Genomic DNA, 18855 nt, shown 5'->3' with positions numbered 1-18855 from the left:
TAGCGGAGCCCCTTTTAAGGGGCTTTTTGTTAGCTGGACACTTTCAACGCCGCTGTTCGACGGCGTTTCAAGGATGGGCGTTTCGCCCATTTTTTTATTTTGCACAGCATGCACATACATGCACGAGGGGGTTCAGGTGTCGAGCAAGCTAGAAGAGTTGCAGGCCTTGCTGGCCCCGGTGGTCGTGGCCCTAGGCTATGAATGCTGGGGTATTGAGTTTTCGGCTCAAGGTCGCCACTCAATGTTGCGCGTTTATATCGATAAAGAGGGCGGTGTGCTGGTGGACGATTGCGCCATTGTCAGCCGTCAGATCAGCGGTGTCCTGGATGTTGAAGATCCAATCTCCGTTGAATACACCCTCGAAGTTTCCTCGCCAGGCATGGAACGCCCACTGTTCACTATCGAGCAGTTTGCTAAATATGCCGGTGACCAAGTGAAGATCAAGCTGCGCTCCCCTTTTGAAGGGCGACGCAATTTTCAGGGCCTTCTGCGCGGTGTAGAAGAGCAGGATGTCGTGGTGCAGGTAGATGACCATGAGTTCCTGTTGCCGATCGATATGATCGACAAGGCCAACATTATTCCCAGTTTTGACTGAGACGCGGATCCCGCGGATCCAATGGCTTGCGAAAGGCGAGGCGTACGATGAGCAAAGAAGTACTGCTGGTTGTTGAGTCGGTATCCAACGAAAAGGGTGTACCGGCAAGCGTGATTTTTGAAGCGTTGGAGCTGGCCCTGGCCACTGCTACCAAAAAGCGTTTTGAAGACGAAGTTGATCTGCGTGTGGAAATCAACCGCCACACCGGTGCCTACGAGACTTTCCGTCGCTGGACGGTCGTCGAAGAGGACGATCTTGATGATCCGGCCATCGAAACCTGGCCGAGCAAGGTTGCGCAAACGCATCCTGGCGCCAAGGTCGGTGATGTCGTCGAAGAAAAGATCGAGTCCATCGAGTTCGGCCGCATTGCTGCACAGACTGCCAAGCAAGTCATCGTGCAGAAAGTCCGCGAAGCCGAGCGCGCGCAAGTCGTTGACGCTTATCGCGAGCGCCTGGGTGAAATCATCTCCGGCACCGTGAAAAAAGTGACCCGCGACAACGTGATCGTCGACCTGGGCAACAACGCCGAAGCGTTGCTGGCTCGCGAAGACATCATCTCTCGCGAAACCTTCCGTGTTGGCGTGCGTCTGCGTGCGCTGCTCAAGGAAATCCGCACCGAGAACCGTGGCCCTCAGCTGATCCTGTCGCGCACCGCGCCGGAAATGCTGATCGAGCTGTTCCGCATCGAAGTGCCGGAAATCGCCGAAGGCCTGATCGAAGTCATGGCTGCGTCCCGCGACCCGGGTTCGCGCGCCAAGATCGCGGTCCGTTCCAAGGACAAACGCATCGACCCGCAGGGCGCTTGCATTGGTATGCGCGGTTCGCGCGTCCAGGCAGTGTCGGGCGAATTGGGCGGTGAGCGTGTGGATATCGTCCTGTGGGACGACAACCCGGCGCAGTTCGTGATCAACGCCATGTCGCCGGCTGAAGTGGCGGCAATTATCGTTGACGAAGATGCCCATGCAATGGACATCGCCGTTGGCGCAGACAATCTGGCTCAGGCCATTGGTCGTGGTGGTCAGAACGTGCGTCTGGCCAGCCAACTGACCGGTTGGACCCTGAACGTGATGACCGAATCGGACATCCAGGCTAAGCAGCAAGCTGAAACCGGTGACATCCTGCGCAACTTCATCGACGAGCTGGAAGTCGACGAAGATTTGGCACAGGTGCTGGTAGATGAAGGCTTCACCAGTCTGGAAGAGATTGCCTACGTACCGTTGGAAGAAATGCTCAACATCGACGGCTTTGACGAAGACACCGTCAACGAGCTTCGCGCTCGGGCCAAGGATCGTTTGTTGACTAAAGCCATCGCTACTGAGGAAAAGCTGGCAGACGCCCATCCGGCCGAAGACCTGCTCTCGCTTGAGGGTATGGACAAGGATTTGGCGATGGAACTGGCGGTGCGCGGCGTAATTACCCGCGAAGACCTGGCCGAGCAGTCTATTGACGATCTGCTCGACATCGACGGCATTGACGATGATCGTGCCGGCAAGTTGATCATGGCCGCCCGAGCCCATTGGTTCGAGTAACTAGGCGCGGCCTGAGGAGAGAAGTGCATGACGCAAGTCACGGTGAAACAACTGGCCGATGAGGTCAAAACACCGGTAGAGCGCCTGTTGCAGCAGATGCGTGAGGCAGGTCTGCCGCACACCGCCGCCGATGAAGGTGTGAGCGATAGTGAGAAGCAGTCTTTGCTGACTCACTTGAAGAGCAGCCACAAGGCGAAAGTGGAAGAACCGCGCAAGATTACATTGCAGCGCAAAACCACCAGCACCCTGCGTGTTGCTGGTAGCAAGAGCATCAGCGTTGAAGTACGCAAGAAGAAAGTCTTCGTACAACGCAGCCCGGAAGAAATCGAAGCCGAGCGCAAACGCGAACTGGAAGAACGTCGCGCAGTAGAAAATGCTGCTCGTCAGAAGGCTGAAGAAGAGTCCAAGCGTCGCGCCGAAGAAGAAGCGCGTCGCCAGCCTGCTGCTGCGCAACCTGCTGCCACTGAAGCGGTCGCTGCGCCTGTTGAAGCTGTGCGTGAGGCCGCTCCGGTTGCCGCTGCACCTGCTCCTGCAGCAGACGCTCGCAAGCGTGACGAACCTCGTCGCCCGGACAAACCACGTGCCGACGATAACAATCGTCGCAGCGGCGGTGGCGATGGCGAGCGCAAAAACGCTCCGCATCGTGCTTCGGTCAAAGAGAAAGCGCCTGCTCCACGTGTTGCCCCACGTACTACCGACGAAGAAAGCGATGGCTTCCGTCGTGGTGGTCGCGGCAAGGCCAAGCTGAAAAAACGCAACGCCCACGGTTTCCAGAGCCCAACCGGCCCTGTCGTGCGTGAAGTGAAGATCGGCGAGACCATCACTGTTGGCGATCTCGCCCAGCAGATGTCGGTCAAGGCAGCTGAAATCATCAAGTTCATGTTCAAGCTGGGTACTCCGGCCACCATCAACCAGGTACTGGATCAGGAAACTGCTCAACTGGTTGCTGAAGAGCTGGGCCACAAAGTGACCCTGGTCAGCGACACCGCCCTGGAAGATTCCCTGGCCGAGTCCCTGAAGTTTGAAGGTGAGGCCGTTTCCCGTGCACCGGTTGTGACCGTAATGGGCCACGTTGACCACGGTAAAACTTCCCTGCTCGACTACATCCGTCGTGCCAAGGTTGCTGCTGGCGAAGCCGGTGGTATTACCCAGCACATCGGTGCGTACCACGTTGAAACCGAGCGCGGCATGGTCACCTTCCTCGACACCCCTGGTCACGCTGCGTTTACCGCAATGCGTGCCCGTGGTGCCAAGGCGACCGACATCGTGATCCTGGTCGTTGCAGCGGACGACGGCGTAATGCCGCAGACCATTGAAGCTGTCCAGCACGCCAAGGCTGCCGGTGTTCCTCTGGTCGTTGCCGTGAACAAAATCGACAAGCCGGGCGCTGATCTCGATCGCATCCGTAGCGAACTGTCGGTTCACGGCGTGACGTCTGAAGAGTGGGGCGGCGAGACGCCATTCGTATCGGTTTCCGCGAAGATGGGTACCGGCGTTGACGAACTGCTCGAAGCCGTTCTGCTGCAAGCCGAAGTTCTGGAACTGACCGCTACCCCATCGGCCCCTGGCCGTGGCGTTGTGGTTGAGTCCCGTCTCGACAAGGGCCGTGGCCCGGTTGCGACCGTCCTGGTTCAAGACGGTACCCTGCGCCAAGGCGACATGGTCCTGGTCGGTTCGAACTACGGCCGTGTACGTGCCATGCTCGACGAGAACGGCAAGCCAATCAAGGAAGCAGGTCCTGCTATCCCGGTCGAGATCCTTGGCCTGGACGGTACCCCGGACGCTGGCGACGAGATGAGCGTAGTGGCCGACGAGAAGAAAGCCCGTGAAGTGGCTCTGTTCCGTCAAGGCAAGTTCCGCGAAGTCAAGCTGGCCCGTGCTCACGCCGGCAAGCTGGAAAACATCTTCGAGAACATGGGCCAGGAAGAGAAGAAGACGCTTAACATCGTCCTCAAATCTGACGTACGTGGTTCCCTCGAAGCGTTGAACGGCGCCTTGAACGGCCTGGGTAACGACGAAGTGCAAGTGCGCGTTGTCGGTGGCGGTGTCGGTGGTATCACCGAGTCCGACGCCAACCTGGCACTGGCTTCCAACGCTGTACTGTTCGGTTTCAACGTGCGTGCCGATGCTGGCGCTCGCAAGATCGTCGAGCAGGAAGGCCTGGACATGCGTTACTACAACGTCATCTACGACATCATCGAAGACGTCAAGAAAGCCCTTACCGGCATGCTTGGCAGCGACGTCCGGGAGAACATCCTGGGTATCGCCGAAGTACGTGACGTGTTCCGCTCGCCGAAATTCGGCGCGATCGCCGGTTGCATGGTTGTCGAAGGCACCGTGTACCGTAACCGTCCAATCCGTGTACTGCGTGAAGACATCGTTATCTTCGAAGGCGAGCTGGAATCCCTTCGCCGCTTCAAGGATGACGCTTCCGAAGTACGTGCCGGCATGGAATGCGGTATCGGCGTCAAGAGCTACAACGACGTCAAGGTTGGCGACAAGATCGAAGTCTTCGAGAAGGTTCAGGTTGCTCGCAGCCTCTAACTCGCGCACTTCCGGAGCCACGCAGCGTGTGGGCATGCAAATGCCCCGTGCAGCGTACGGACTCTAAACGCAACGCCCGGTCTGGCTTTTGTCAGGCCGGGCGTTTGCCGCTTTCAGACCCCACGGGTTTCACCGTGTGGCAGTAACAGGTAACAAGACATGGCAAAAGAATACAGCCGTACCCAGCGTATCGGCGATCAGATGCAGCGTGAGCTGGCCCAACTGATCCGTCGTGAAGTCAAAGACCCACGCGTTGGCCTGGTGACCATCACCGCCGTTGAAGTGAGCCGTGACGTTGGTCACGCCAAGATCTTCATCACCGTGATGGGGCAGGACAACAGCGAAGAAATCGCGCAAAGTATCAAGGTGCTCAACTCGGCTGCAGGCTTCCTGCGCATGCAGTTGGCCCGTGAAATGAAGCTGCGCAGTGTTCCCCAGCTGCACTTCCACTACGACGAGAGCGTCGTGCGTGGTGCGCACCTGTCGGCACTGATCGAGCGCGCCGTGGCTGAAGACAGCCAGCACCCGTCCACACCTGAAGACGCCAAGGAGTAAGTGGTGGCTCAGGTCAAACGTATCCGTCGCAACGTCAGTGGCATCATTCTGCTCGACAAACCCATTGGCTTTACCTCCAATGCTGCCTTGCAGAAGGTCCGCTGGCTGCTCAATGCCGAGAAGGCCGGGCACACCGGCAGTCTCGATCCCTTGGCCACCGGGGTGTTGCCGTTGTGCTTTGGCGAGGCCACCAAGTTCTCGCAATACCTGCTCGATTCCGACAAGGGTTACGAAACCCTGATGCAACTGGGCAAGACCACCACCACGGCGGATGCCGAAGGTGATGTTTTGCAGGTTCGCGACGTGACCGTTGGTCGTGCAGATATTGAAGCCGCTTTACCCGGTTTTCGTGGGCAAATCAGTCAGATACCGCCCATGTACTCGGCGCTCAAGCGTGATGGGCAGCCTCTTTACAAGCTGGCACGTGCGGGCGAAGTAGTGGAGCGCGAACCGCGTTCTGTTACTATTGCGCGCTTGGAATTGCTCGCCTGTGAAGGTGACACTGCGCGCCTGGCCGTGGACTGCAGCAAAGGCACCTATATCCGTACCCTGGTGGAAGATATTGGTGAAAAGCTCGGTTGCGGCGCGTACGTTGCAGAACTGCGACGCACCCAGGCCGGCCCTTTCACCCTGGCCCAGACGGTCACGCTGGAAGAGTTGGAAGCCGTGCACGCCGAAGGCGGCAATGAAGCAGTTGATCGCTTCCTGATGCCATCGGACAGCGGTTTGCTGGATTGGCCATTGCTGCACTTCTCGGAGCACAGCGCGTTCTACTGGCTTAACGGCCAGCCGGTACGTGCCCCGGACGCTCCGAAGTTCGGCATGGTGCGGGTACAAGATCATAACGGTCGCTTTATCGGTATCGGTGAAGTGAGCGAAGACGGGCGCATCGCGCCGCGTCGACTGATTCGGTCAGAATGACCGAACGAGGGTGGCTGTTAACAGGCACGGTCACTTCCTCATTTTTAGATACAGGGATTTGTCCCTGGCCTGTTGAAGCTGTTTCTTTGAAACAGTTTCCTGATAAAAGGATTGCCTCATGGCTCTCGACGTTCAAGAAAAAGCACAAATCGTTGCTGACTATCAGCAAGCTGTTGGTGACACTGGTTCGCCAGAAGTGCAAGTTGCACTGCTGACCCACAACATCAACAAGCTGCAAGGTCACTTCAAGGCCAACGGTAAAGATCACCACTCCCGTCGTGGTCTGATCCGCATGGTAAACCAGCGTCGTAAGCTGCTGGACTACCTGAAAGGCAAGGATCTGGGTCGTTATCAGACTCTGATCGGTCGCCTGGGTCTGCGTCGCTAATAAGCGATTGCGCTAGAGGTTGGTTGTCTGCCGTGTGTCAGTGGGATTCCCGCTGGCCCATGGCAGGCTCCCAGCCTCAAGTTTTATCTGGATACACGTTTTACCCTGGACGAGGCTCGGGCCGATTCCCGAGATTGCCCAAGAATTTCGCAAGAAGACAAGTTCCCCAAGAGCCACAAAGAAGGTAGGACACCGTGAACCCGGTTATCAAAAAATTCCAGTTCGGTCAGTCGACCGTTACCCTCGAGACAGGCCGTATCGCCCGTCAAGCCTCCGGCGCAGTGCTGGTTACCGTTGATGACGACGTGACCGTATTGGTGACCGTTGTTGGCGCCAAGACCGCTGACCCAAGCAAAGGCTTCTTCCCTCTTTCCGTTCACTACCAGGAAAAGACTTACGCTGCCGGTAAGATCCCTGGTGGTTTCTTCAAGCGCGAAGGCCGTCCTTCCGAGAAAGAAACCCTGACTTCCCGACTGATCGACCGTCCGATCCGTCCGCTGTTCCCAGAAGGCTTCATGAACGAAGTGCAGGTTGTCTGCACCGTCGTTTCCACCAGCAAGAAGACCGATCCGGACATCGCTGCGATGATCGGTACCTCGGCTGCCCTGGCTATCTCCGGTATCCCGTTCGACGGCCCGATCGGCGCCGCCCGTGTTGCTTTCCACGAAAGCACCGGCTACCTGCTGAACCCGACTTACGAGCAACAGAAAGCATCGAGCCTGGACATGGTCGTTGCCGGTACCTCGGAAGCCGTATTGATGGTTGAATCGGAAGCCAAAGAGCTGACCGAAGACCAGATGCTGGGCGCCGTACTGTTCGCTCACGACGAGTTCCAGTCTGTCATCAAGGCTGTAACCGAGCTGGCTGCCGAAGCTGCCAAGCCAACCTGGACCTGGGCTCCACAGGCCGAAGCGACCGAACTGCTGGGCGCTATCCGCTCCGAGTTCGGCACTGCGATCTCCGACGCCTACACCATCACCGTCAAGGCCGATCGCTACGCTCGCCTGGGCGAGTTGAAGGATCAGGTTGTGGCCAAGCTGTCCGGTGAAGAAGGCCAGCCTTCGTCCAGCGAAGTCAAAGCCGCTTTCGGCGAAATCGAATACCGCACCGTTCGCGAAAACATCGTTAACGGCAAGCCACGTATCGACGGTCGCGATACCAAGACCGTACGTCCGCTGAACATCGAAGTCGGCGTTCTGCCGAAGACTCACGGTTCGGCGCTGTTCACCCGTGGTGAAACCCAGGCCCTGGTAGTCGCGACTCTGGGCACCGCCCGTGACGCACAGCTGCTGGACACCCTGGAAGGCGAGAAAAAAGACCCGTTCATGCTGCACTACAACTTCCCTCCGTTCTCGGTGGGCGAGTGTGGTCGCATGGGTGGCGCTGGTCGTCGTGAAATCGGTCACGGCCGTCTGGCCCGTCGTTCGATCGCAGCCATGCTGCCGGCTGCCGACGTGTTCCCGTACACCATCCGTGTTGTGTCGGAAATCACCGAGTCCAACGGTTCCAGCTCCATGGCTTCCGTTTGCGGTGCTTCCCTGGCACTGATGGACGCCGGTGTGCCGATGAAGGCACCGGTTGCCGGTATCGCCATGGGCCTGGTTAAAGAAGGCGAGAAGTTCGCCATCCTGACCGACATCCTGGGTGACGAAGACCACCTGGGCGACATGGACTTCAAAGTAGCGGGTACCGCCAAAGGTGTTACCGCGCTGCAGATGGACATCAAGATCAAAGGCATCACCGAAGAGATCATGGAGATCGCCCTGGGCCAAGCCCTGGAAGCGCGCCTGAACATCCTCGGCCAGATGAACCAGATCATTGGTCAGTCCCGTACCGAACTGTCGGAAAATGCTCCGACCATGATCGCGATGAAAATCGACACCGACAAAATCCGTGATGTTATCGGTAAAGGCGGCGCGACCATCCGTGCGATCTGTGAAGAGACCAAGGCTTCGATCGATATCGAAGACGACGGCTCGATCAAGATCTTCGGCGAAACCAAGGAAGCGGCTGAGGCAGCACGCCAGCGCGTCCTGGGCATCACCGCTGAAGCCGAGATCGGCAAGATCTACGTCGGTAAGGTTGAGCGCATCGTCGACTTCGGTGCATTCGTCAACATCCTGCCGGGCAAAGACGGTCTGGTGCACATCTCCATGCTGAGCGACGCTCGTGTTGAGAAAGTGACCGACATCCTGAAAGAAGGCCAGGAAGTGGAAGTGCTGGTACTGGACGTGGACAACCGCGGCCGCATCAAACTGTCCATCAAGGACGTAGCAGCAGCCAAGGCTTCGGGCGTTTAATCACCCCCAGGCTTCACGCTGAAAAAAAGGACTCTTCGGAGTCCTTTTTTTATGGGCGTTGAAAAAGCGTAGAGGCAAGACCGACGCAAAAGCCGCAACTTGCATGCAGGCACGAGGACCTTCATGCAAGTTGCACGATTCCGGAAATTAGCTGTTTTTATAAGTCATTGTTTTAAAAGGGTTTTATGGGTCTGCGAAACTTGGCACAGCGCCTGCAATATCTCTATCAACGCTGCAGCATCAAGGTACACACACTGCAGACTATTAATAAAACAGGAGTTACTCGTATGAAGAAGTTCGCTCTCGCTACCGCCACTGCTACCGCCCTGACCCTGGCCATGGCCAACGTTGCCTTTGCTCAGACTTCTCAAGCGCCTATGACCCTGGCCGCCGGCGAAGTGACCAAAGCCAAGGAGTCCACCTCGGACACTTGGATCACCACCAAAGTCAAAGCTGACCTGCTGACCGAAAAGGGCATTCCAGGCTCGGATATCAAGGTTGAAACCAACAAAGGTGTGGTTACCCTGTCGTCTGACGTAGAAATCTCCGAATCGCAGAAAGCCACCGCTGTTGCGATCACCAAGAAAATCAAAGGCGTGAAAGCGGTCTCTGCTGACAGCCTGCATGCTGGCGGTGCCTACAAAGCCGACAACGTAGACAAGACCAAAAGCGCTGCCGCTGGCGCCAAAGAGTCTACTTCCGATACCTGGATCACCACCAAAGTGAAAGCTGACCTGGTAACCGAGAAAGGCATTCCTGGCACCGACATCAAAGTCGAAACCAACAAAGGTGTCGTTTCCCTGTCTTCGACTGCTGCAGTGACCGAAGCACAGAAAACCACCGCGGTGAACATCACCAAGCAAATCAAAGGCGTTAAAGCTGTATCGGCCGATGGCCTGAAAGCAGAGTAATGCCCAACGTATCGTCTTGAACAAAGCGTCGGCGGCAACGAGCGAGCCAGATATCCGCTCAATGCACCTCACGTGTTCATGCGACCGACCACAGGGATGTGGTCATTACAGGCCCCGGCACTTGTGTCGGGGCCTGTTCTATTGTGGCTTGGAATAAGGATTCCGAGGCGACGCAGAACCAATGTGGGAGCGGGCTTGCTCGCGAAGGCGGTGGATCAGTCAACTGATGTGTGAATGACACACCGCCTTCGCGAGCAAGCCCGCTCCCACACAAGCCCGCTCCCACACTTACATTTGCAATACTCGCTGCTTACTCGGCATCCAGATGCAACGGTGTCACCACCCGACCATCTTTCTCCGCCTGACCCAGGTTGGCATCAATGAAGTACACCCGGTCATCTTCCAGCTGGCCCTTGTCCACCAGGTAGTCCTTGATGGTGCTTGCACGGTCCTGGCCGAGTTGGCGCAGCAGTACGTCACTGGTGCTCCAGAACTTGATCACGCCGTCACGCAGCTTCGCGGTGCGGTCGCTGTCGCTCAGGTCTTTCCATTCTGCCGGAGGTTGTTGTTTCAGGCGGGTACGGTAGATGCCTTCCAGCAACGGCGCCTTTTCCTTCTCCGGTACAACCAGCAGCGAGGCCTGGGCGGGAACCTTGTCGCCACGTCGCTGGAGGATCTTGTAGTAGTTGTATTGGTATTCACGCTCCAGACGTTCGGCGGCCAGGAACGGCCCGTCGCTGCTGGCAGCGGCCGTGCCTTCGATTTCCAGGCGCAGGGCCGGGCGTTCTTTCAGGGCCTTGGCCAGGGTGTTCAAGGCGCCTTCGGCGTCCTTGTTCAGCTCGCTGGAACCTGCGGCGAAGGACACATTGCCCAAGTCCTCCGCGCCACCGCCGGTAACCAACCCACCGATAAACTTGAACGGTGCCGTTGCCGCGCGCACCACCAGGTTGCGCAGGGTTTGCCACACGATCGGCATCACGCTGAACTGTGGGTTGTTGAGGTCGCCCGTCACCGGCAGCTCGATGGAGATCTTGCCATCGGAGTCCTTGAGCAAGGCGATGGCCAGGCGAATCGGCAAGTCCACGGCGTCGGCGCTGTCGACTTTCTCGCCCAGTTGCAGTTGCTCGACCACCACCTTGTTTTCGGCTTTCAACTGGCCTTTGGTGATCACGTAATGCAGGTCGAGATTGAGCCGGCCCTTGCGGATACGGAAACCGGCGAATTTGCCGGAGTAGGGGGTCAGGGTCGTCAACTCGACCCGTTTGAAGCTGGTGGCGATATCCAGCGCCGCCATCGGATCAAACGGGTTCACGCTGCCCTTGATGGTCACCGGCGCGTAGCGATCCACCTTGCCCTTGATATCGACGCTGGCGGGCTTGGCCTGGCGGCTGTCGATCGTGCCGATCTGCCCGTTGAGTTGCTGAATGGCGGTGGCAAAGTTGGGTGTCAGGCTGAAGTCGGCAAAGTTGGCCGAACCGTCGTTGATCGCAATCTGCCCGATACGAATGCCCAGCGGCTTGTCTTTGCTGGCCGGTTTCGGGCTTTTATCGGGCGCTTGTGGAATCAGCAAGTCATCGACGTTGGTGGTGCGGTCGTCGTTGATCATGAAACGCGCATAGGGTTGCAGGAGGTTGACCTTGTCGATCGACAGGCTCTCGCCGTGCTGGTAGTTGACGCCTTCGACCACCAGGCGCTGCCATTTGAGGAAGTCGCGGGTCTTGAGGGTGTCGAGGGTGTGCAGCTGGTCGACCTGGGCGCGTCCGGTGATTTGCAGCTTCAGAGGATCGGCGCTTTTGAGGTTCACATCCAGGTTGCTGCCGAGCATGCCGCTACGCAGTTCCAGGCGAATAAACGGGCTGATATAGGCCTGGGCAACCCGCAGGTCGATGTCTTGGGTATTGACCTTGAGTTTGGCACTGATCGGGTTCAAGTTGACCTCGCCCGTCGCGAGGATCTTGCCCTGCTTGCCCAGGCCGGTATCGACCTTCAGGGTAAACGGGCTTTGGTTGAGGCTGTCGAAGTTCTGCACGTCGACGTTCAGCGGGCCCAGCTCCAACGCGACGGCTGGTTTGACCTGACGGTCGGCCAGATGCACCTGATAGTTACGCAGTTGCACGTCCTTGAGCAGCACTTGCCACGGCTTGCTTGGCGCGGCCGGTGCTGTTTTTGGCGAATCGGCAGTGGCCGGTGCGGTGGCCGGTTCAGGCTTCGCGGTCGGCTTGCTCGGCTGGCTGGCGAACAGTTTCTGCCAGTCCAGTTGGCCGTCGGCTTCGCGGGCAGCCCAGGTTTCCAGTTTGTTGCTGCGAATCTTGCCCACCACCACCTGTTGCTTGGCCAGGTCCACGGTGGTTTCGCTGACGTCCAGGCGCTCCAGGCGCACCAGTGGCCGGCCATCCGGGGCCTTGATGGCAAACGGTGCGATGCTGGCGGCAGTGTTGGTCAGGTTCAGCTCGGTCTCTTTGGCCAGGCTGAATTTGTAGTCGGTGCTGAAGTTCAGCACGCCGTCTTCAAGCACCAGCGGCAGCGCATCACGTACATACGGCCACCAGGCCTTCATCTTGCCATCGGTGACCTTCAACGTACCTTCGGACGTGATCGGCACCAGGCTGAAGTTGCCTTTCCAGTCAATCTGCCCGCCTTCAGGGCCAGCGGCGACCAGGGTCATGTCGGCATTGTCTTCGGGCAGGGTGCTGAGGTTTTTCAGCTCGAAGTCGAGCTTGTCGTAGAGGAACTCGATGGGCTCGCTGGGACGCAAGTCTTCAAAGTGCACGTAGCCGCCGGCCAGCTTGATGGCGTCGATCCGCAACGGAAAGGGCTTGGCATTCGGGTCGGCCGGGGTTGGCTCGCTTGGCGGAATCTTGAACAGTTGCGCCAGGTTCAACTGGCCGGACTTGTCGAACAGCAGCTCCGTCTTGGGCTGGTCCAATTGCACATCGGCCAGGTGCAGCGCGCGGGTCCACAGGCTGTCGATCTGCAGGTTGGCGTAGAGGCGTTCGAAACCGATCTGTTCTTTGCCGGGCTCGCCGATTTTCAGGCCCCAGACCGTCAGTTCCAGGCTGAACGGGTTGAGCTCGATGCGCTCGATCCGGGCCGGCACCGTGGCGTAATTGGCCAGTTGCTGGTTGGCAATGCGCAGGGCAATGCCGGGCAAAATCAGAAAGCCCAGCAAGCTGTACAGGGCAACGGCGGTCAACAAGGCGCCAGTGGCGCGAATCAATCCTTTGGGCATGGGGCGGCGCCATCTATGTCAAACAGGAGTGCCTTGGAGTATGGCACGGGTTTTCGGTTCCGAAGGGCAGGGCTTTTGAGACACGTCCTACAGTTGCAGTATCAGCGTTTTCAGCGGTGGCTGCTGGTCTTGTGAAGGAAAATCCGCCCCCGGCGTCATGATCTTCCAGTCGCGTACGGGGCGCCCGGCTTTTTCCGCGCAACGCAGCACCTGTTCGCGCCAGTCATCCATGCTGACCTTCGCCAGGTTGTTGCAGCAGATCAGCACGCCATTGTCGGCCGTGGCGAGCAGTGCGGGCTTGAGCAGGCTTTGGTAGTCACGCAACAGGTCAACGGTGCCGAAGGCGCTCTTGGCCCAGGCCGGTGGGTCGAGCAACACGAGGTCGTACTGGCGCTGTTCCAGGCGTGGATAGCTCGGCAGTTTCTGGCCGCGACGCTGGGTAATGGGCAGGCCGGCCAGTTGGCGGATCGCCGGGAAGTAGTCGGACTGCACGAATTCCATGGTCGGCAATTGCGGGTTCAGCTCACCGTTTTCGCGACCGACCGCCAGGTTGCCCTCGGCAAAGTCCAGGTTGCACACTTCACGGGCACCGCCCGCCGCCGCGCTGAGGCCGACGCCGCAGGTGTAGGCGAACAGGTTCAGCACGCTTTTGCCGGCGCTGTGGGCCTTGACCCAGCCGCGGGTGTTGCGCAGGTCGAGAAACAGCAGCGGGTCCTGCCCGGAATGTCGCCCGCGCACGCGGTAATTGAGGCCCCATTCGTGGCCGACCAGGTCTTCCAGCGCCGCCGGTTCGGCGCGGTACACCGTGTCTTCGCGATCGATCCGCGAGTTGCCACGGGAACGGTCGTTGTACACCAGCAGCAATTCCAGGCCGATGTATTGGTTGATCAACTGGTGCAGGTCCAGCAACTCGTCGGTTTGCAGCGCCTGGTGGAAGCTCTGCACCAGCAATTGCGGGCCGTAGCGGTCGATGGTCAGGCCGCCGGCGCCTTCCTGGCTGCCATGGAACAAGCGGTAGCAGTCGGTGCCTTGGGCGTGCAGCTCGTTGATCAGGTCTTGGCGATGATTGAGGGCGGCGCGCAGCGCCTGATTCAAGGGAGACATGGAGCGCGCCTTGCTTAAGTAATGGGGGTAAATATGGGCGCGGAGTTTAACAGCTATAGGGCCTGGCCTACATCAACCCCATCCGCCGATGCGCCCGCTGTACTGAACCATTGCGCATCGCCCAGCGCAGCAACGGCGCACTGCGCTTGACCCCGGCGCGGATCATCTGGCGTTGCAGCGGGCTCTGGTGCTGGTCGAGCATGGCGCTGGCCCAGTCCGGCAGCAGGTCGATCCCGGCCTGCATCATTAATGCGCCAAACGGCTTGGCCAAGGTGCTTGGGGCTGGGGCATTGAGCAGCAGGCGCAACACTTCGCGGCTGCGTTCGTCGCACAACAGCTGTGGGCGGATACGTGCCAGGTAATCCGACACTTCCTGCCGCGAGCGCGGCACATGCCGCGCGCCCAGTTGTTCGGCGACCAGGGCGATTTCTGCGTAGTAGCGGTCCTGGTCACGCCCCGAAAGGTGCGGGTTGCGGTAGCGCAGGTGGGCGGCGAGGAAGTTGCTGACCTCCGCCACATGCACCCAGGTCAGCAACTCCGGGTCGCTGGCCGCATACGCCCGGCCGTCCGGTGCATGGCCGACCACTTGCAGGTGAATGGTGCGCACTTTTTCGATCAACCACTCGGCGTCCTTGCGCGAGCCAAAGGTGGTGCCGGAAATGAACTGCGACGTGCGCCGTAAGCGCCCGAGCATGTCCTGGCGAAAGTTCGAGTGGTCCCATACGCCGGCCAGGGCTAGCGGGTGCAAGGCTTGCAGCATCAAGGCGCTGATACCGCCGATCAACATGCTGCTGAAGTCGCCATGGACTTGCCAGCTGACCGAGTCGGGTCCGAACAGGCCGGGGTCGCCCTTGGGGTTTTCCAGGTCCAGTTGGCCCAGTGATAACCCCGTGAGGCTCATCAACTGGTTTTCGATACGGCTGCGGATAAATTCCATGGCGACTCAGGTTTTCCTAACGGTTCAGGCGTTTGTCGATCAGGCCATCCACCACGCTGGGATCGGCAAGGGTGGACGTGTCACCGAGGCTGTCCAGTTCGTTGCAGGCGATCTTGCGCAAAATCCTGCGCATGATTTTGCCGGAGCGGGTCTTCGGCAAGGCAGGCGCCCATTGGATCAGTTCCGGCTTGGCAAAGCTGCCGATTTCCTTGCTGACCAGCTCCAACAGGTGTTTTTTTAGTGCATCGTCGGGGGTGACGCCATTCATCGGGGTGACAAAGGCGTAGATGCCCTGGCCTTTGACATCATGGGGGTAGCCCACCACGGCGGCCTCGGCCACCAGGTCATGCAGGACCAGGGCGCTTTCCACTTCAGCCGTGCCGATACGGTGCCCGGAGACGTTGATCACATCGTCGATGCGCCCGGTGATCCAATAGTCGCCGTCCTCATCGCGCCGCGCGCCGTCGCCAGTGAAGTAGTAGCCGGGGTAAGGTTTGAAATAGGTGTCGATCATGCGCTGTGGGTCGCCGTAGACGCTGCGGATCTGCCCCGGCCAACTGGCCTTGATCGCGAGTACGCCACTGCCGGCGCCGTTGATGACCTTGCCTTGCTCATCCAGCAACACGGGTTGTACGCCAAACATCGGCTGGGTCGCGCAGCCCGGCTTGATCCGCTGCGCGCTCACCAGCGGGCTGAGCATGATGCCGCCGGTCTCGGTCTGCCACCACGTGTCCACGATCGGGCAGCGTTGCTCGCCGACGGCATTGAAGTACCAGTCCCAGGCTTCGGGGTTGATCGGCTCGCCCACGCTGCCGAGCAAACGCAGGCTGGCGCGGGACGTATTCTCCAGCGGGCCGTGGCCTTCACGCATCAAGGCACGCAGGGCGGTCGGCGCGGTGTAGAAGATGTTGACCAGATGTTTGTCGATCACCTGCCAGAAGCGCGAGCTGTCCGGGTAGCTCGGCACGCCCTCGAACATCAGCGACGTCGCGCCATTGGCCAGCGGGCCGTACACGATGTAGCTGTGGCCGGTGACCCAGCCCACATCTGCGGTGCACCAGAACACTTCGCCGTCGCGGTAGTCGAGCACGTACTTGAAGGTCATCGCCGCTTGCAGCAGATAGCCGCCGGTGGTGTGCAGCACGCCTTTGGGTTTGCCAGTGCTGCCGGAGGTGTAGAGGATGAACAGCGGGTCTTCGGCGTCCATCGGCTCGGGCGGGCAGTCGGCGCTGGCGGCGTCGAGGGCTTGTTGATACTTGAGATCGCGGTCTTCGCTCCAGTTCACCTTTGCGCCGGTGCGTTCCACCACCAATACGGTGCTGACATTCGGGCAACTGGCCAGGGCTTTATCGACATTCTGTTTCAGCGCCACCGGCTTGCCGCCGCGCACGCCTTCGTCGGCGGTGATCACCGTGCGGCAGTCGGCGTCGAGGATGCGGTCGCGCAAGGCATCCGGCGAAAACCCACCAAACACCACCGAGTGCACCGCGCCAATGCGTGTGCAGGCCAGCATGGCGTAGGCCGCCTCCGGGATCATCGGCATGTAGATGCACACCCGGTCGCCCTTCTTCACACCACGGCCTTTCAGCACGTTGGCCAGGCGGCTGACGTTTTCGTGCAGCTGGCGGTAGGTGATTGTGGAGGATTGTGTCGGATCGTCGCCTTCCCAGATGAAAGCCGTTTGCTCAGCGCGGTGCGCCAGGTGACGGTCGATGCAGTTGTAACTGACATTCAGTTGGCCGCCGGCGAACCATTGCGCAGCGCCGGTGTGGATGTCCGAGTGCTGAACGGTGTGCCAGGGGCTGATCCAGTCGAGAAAAACCTTGGCCTGTTCGGCCCAGAAGGTATCGGGTTGCTCGATGGATTGGCGATAGAGGCGCCTGTAGTCCTCTTGGCTGAGTTGCGCAGCGCGGCGCACGGCATCGGCGGTGGGAAACGTGCTGATATCGAACATGAGCGGTCCTTATTCTTGTTTTAGGCACAAGTCATAAAGATGCACGCTGTGGGGGGAGGGTTCAAGGCCAACGTCCAAACGGACGTTGGCCTTGAAGGGGCAGGATCAGCCGCGGTGACGACCGCGGAAATAGTTGATCAAGCCTTGGGTCGAGGCGTCATCCGCCACGGCTTCTTCGGCGCCGGTCAGGCGGTTGTACACGCCCTTGCCCAGCTCTTTGCCCAGCTCCACGCCCCATTGGTCGAAGGCGTTGATGCCCCAGATCACGCTCTGCACGAACACCTTGTGCTCGTACATGGCCACCAGTGCGCCCAGGCGACGCGGGCTGATGCGTTCCACCACCAGGGTGTTGCTCGGACGGTTGCCCGGGATCACCTTGTGCGGCGCCAGCTTCTGCACTTCTTCTTCGGCGATGCCCTTGTCGCGCAGCTCGGCTTCGGCTTCGCTGCGGGTCTTGCCGAGCATCAGCGCCTGGCTTTGCGACAGGCAGTTGGCATAGAGCCACTGATGGTGGTCGGACACCGGGTTGAAGCTGACAATCGGCACGATAAAGTCGGCCGGGATCAGTTGGGTCCCCTGGTGCAGCAACTGGTGGTAAGCGTGCTGGCCATTGCAGCCGACGCCGCCCCAGATGACCGGGCCGGTATCGGTGGACACGGGCGTGCCGTCCTGGCGCACGCTCTTGCCGTTGGATTCCATGTCCAGCTGTTGCAAGTGCTTGGTGATGTTACGCAGGTAGTGGTCGTACGGCAGGATCGCGTGGCTCTGCGCACCCCAGAAGTTGCCGTACCACACGCCCAGCAGGCCCAGCAGCACCGGCATGTTCTGTTCGAACGGGGCGTTCTGGAAGTGCTGGTCCATGGTGTAGGCACCGGACAGCAATTCCTTGAAGTTGGACATGCCGATGGCCAAGGCAATCGGCAAGCCGATAGCCGACCACAGCGAGTAACGGCCGCCGACCCAGTCCCACATCGGGAAGATGTTTTCTTCACGGATACCGAACGCCACGGCCGCCGCGTTGTTGCTCGATACGGCGATGAAGTGGCGGTACAGCTCGGCTTCCGAGCCACCCTGGGCCAGGTACCAGGCGCGGGCGGCCTGGGCGTTTTTCAGGGTTTCGAGGGTATTGAAGGATTTCGACGAGACGATAAACAGCGTGGTCTCGGCGCGCAGCTTCATGGTCAGCTCGTGGAACTCACTGCCGTCGATGTTCGCCAGGTAGTGGCAGCGCACGCCTTTGTGGGCGTAGGACAACAGCGCTTCGGACACCAGCTCCGGGCCGAGGAACGAGCCACCGATGCCGATGTTCACCACGTCGGTGATCGGTTTTTCGGTGTAGCCACGCCACAGGCCGTCGTGGATGCGGCCGACCAGGTCAGTGATCTGGTTCAGCACCTTATGCACATCCGGCATGATATTCACGCCGTTGACCGACAGCTTGTCACCCACCGGGCGGCGCAGTGCGGTGTGCAGGGCAGGGCGGCCTTCGGAGGAGTTGACCGGCTCGCCGGCATACAGCGCGTTGATCGCGGCCTTGAGGTCGACTTCCTTGGCCAGGGCCACCAGCAAATCACGGGTTTCGCTGGTGATCAGGTTTTTCGAGTAATCGAGGAAAAGTCCGCAGCTGCTCAAGGTGAACTGGGAAAAACGCTGAGGATCGGCATTGAACGCGTCGCGCATGCTGAAATCCTGCATGGCTTGGCGGTGTTGATTGAGCGCTTGCCAGGCGGGCAGAGCGGTAACGTCATGAGGAGTGCGGTAGTACGCCATCGCTGCGGGTTTCCTTTTATTACGGGGACTGCCTTTAGGACACTTCAAAGCCCGGAACGTCCTGCCTCTCATCAAGCGGCGGGTTCCAGACAGCGCTAACCAAGAGCGCAGGGCGATT

13 protein-coding genes are annotated in these 18855 nt (G+C 59.5%); 8 read left to right on the top strand and 5 right to left on the bottom strand.

The genetic code is table 11. The features are described from left to right. Positions 1-136 precede the first annotated feature (136 nt). The 8 genes from rimP to DBR46_RS21095 all read left to right on the top strand — a co-directional run bounded on the left by rimP (position 137) and on the right by DBR46_RS21095 (position 9743). The gene (gene rimP / locus DBR46_RS21130; RefSeq protein ID WP_032864760.1) at positions 137-595 is read left to right on the top strand and encodes a ribosome maturation factor RimP; all 459 of its coding nucleotides are present in this window, start codon (positions 137-139) and stop codon (positions 593-595) included. A 47-nt stretch (positions 596-642) separates the two neighbouring features. Next, entirely contained in the window at positions 643-2124 is a 1482-nt protein-coding gene (gene nusA, locus DBR46_RS21125) for a transcription termination factor NusA (RefSeq protein WP_017735551.1), read from the top strand. Positions 2125-2151: 27 nt separating this feature from the next. Beyond that, positions 2152-4668: a translation initiation factor IF-2 gene (infB, locus tag DBR46_RS21120; RefSeq protein WP_124527755.1), complete on the top strand. Its 2517-nt coding sequence runs from the start codon at positions 2152-2154 to the stop codon at positions 4666-4668. 159 nt (positions 4669-4827) lie between these two features. Then, a complete protein-coding gene (rbfA, locus tag DBR46_RS21115; RefSeq protein WP_003176137.1) occupies positions 4828-5223 on the top strand; it encodes a 30S ribosome-binding factor RbfA in 396 nt (131 codons plus the stop codon). A gap of 3 nt (positions 5224-5226) precedes the next feature. Then, positions 5227-6144: a tRNA pseudouridine(55) synthase TruB gene (gene truB, locus DBR46_RS21110; RefSeq protein WP_026136642.1), complete on the top strand. Its 918-nt coding sequence runs from the start codon at positions 5227-5229 to the stop codon at positions 6142-6144. A 118-nt stretch (positions 6145-6262) separates the two neighbouring features. Continuing rightward, positions 6263-6532: a 30S ribosomal protein S15 gene (rpsO, locus tag DBR46_RS21105; protein ID WP_003177875.1), complete on the top strand. Its 270-nt coding sequence runs from the start codon at positions 6263-6265 to the stop codon at positions 6530-6532. 194 nt (positions 6533-6726) lie between these two features. Beyond that, positions 6727-8832 (top strand): polyribonucleotide nucleotidyltransferase, encoded by a 2106-nt coding sequence (gene pnp, locus DBR46_RS21100; RefSeq protein WP_124527754.1) that lies wholly within the window; start codon positions 6727-6729, stop codon positions 8830-8832. Positions 8833-9119: 287 nt separating this feature from the next. Then, the gene (locus DBR46_RS21095) at positions 9120-9743 is read left to right on the top strand and encodes a BON domain-containing protein (RefSeq protein WP_124527850.1); all 624 of its coding nucleotides are present in this window, start codon (positions 9120-9122) and stop codon (positions 9741-9743) included. A 310-nt stretch (positions 9744-10053) separates the two neighbouring features. Here the strand turns inward: DBR46_RS21095 and DBR46_RS21090 are convergent, their stop codons facing one another. The 5 genes from DBR46_RS21090 to pgi all read right to left on the bottom strand — a co-directional run bounded on the left by DBR46_RS21090 (position 10054) and on the right by pgi (position 18737). After that, positions 10054-12972 (bottom strand): DUF748 domain-containing protein, encoded by a 2919-nt coding sequence (locus DBR46_RS21090; protein ID WP_124527753.1) that lies wholly within the window; start codon positions 12970-12972, stop codon positions 10054-10056. 87 nt (positions 12973-13059) lie between these two features. Then, positions 13060-14076 (bottom strand): class I SAM-dependent rRNA methyltransferase, encoded by a 1017-nt coding sequence (locus tag DBR46_RS21085; RefSeq protein ID WP_124527752.1) that lies wholly within the window; start codon positions 14074-14076, stop codon positions 13060-13062. Between the two features lie 67 nt (positions 14077-14143). Next, positions 14144-15013 carry an oxygenase MpaB family protein gene (locus tag DBR46_RS21080; protein ID WP_124527751.1) on the bottom strand — a complete coding sequence of 290 codons (870 nt, stop codon included), beginning with the start codon at positions 15011-15013 and terminating at the stop codon, positions 14144-14146. 16 nt (positions 15014-15029) lie between these two features. Then, positions 15030-16967 (bottom strand): acetate--CoA ligase, encoded by a 1938-nt coding sequence (gene acs / locus DBR46_RS21075; protein WP_124527750.1) that lies wholly within the window; start codon positions 16965-16967, stop codon positions 15030-15032. Positions 16968-17072: 105 nt separating this feature from the next. Further along, positions 17073-18737: a glucose-6-phosphate isomerase gene (pgi, locus tag DBR46_RS21070; RefSeq protein WP_124527749.1), complete on the bottom strand. Its 1665-nt coding sequence runs from the start codon at positions 18735-18737 to the stop codon at positions 17073-17075. Positions 18738-18855 lie beyond the last annotated feature (118 nt).

The sequence above is a fragment of the Pseudomonas sp. KBW05 genome (genome assembly GCF_003852405.1).
GTDB lineage: Bacteria > Pseudomonadota > Gammaproteobacteria > Pseudomonadales > Pseudomonadaceae > Aquipseudomonas.
The sequence above is the reverse complement of the archived record's forward strand: the minus strand, read 5'-3'. Positions and strand labels throughout refer to the sequence as shown.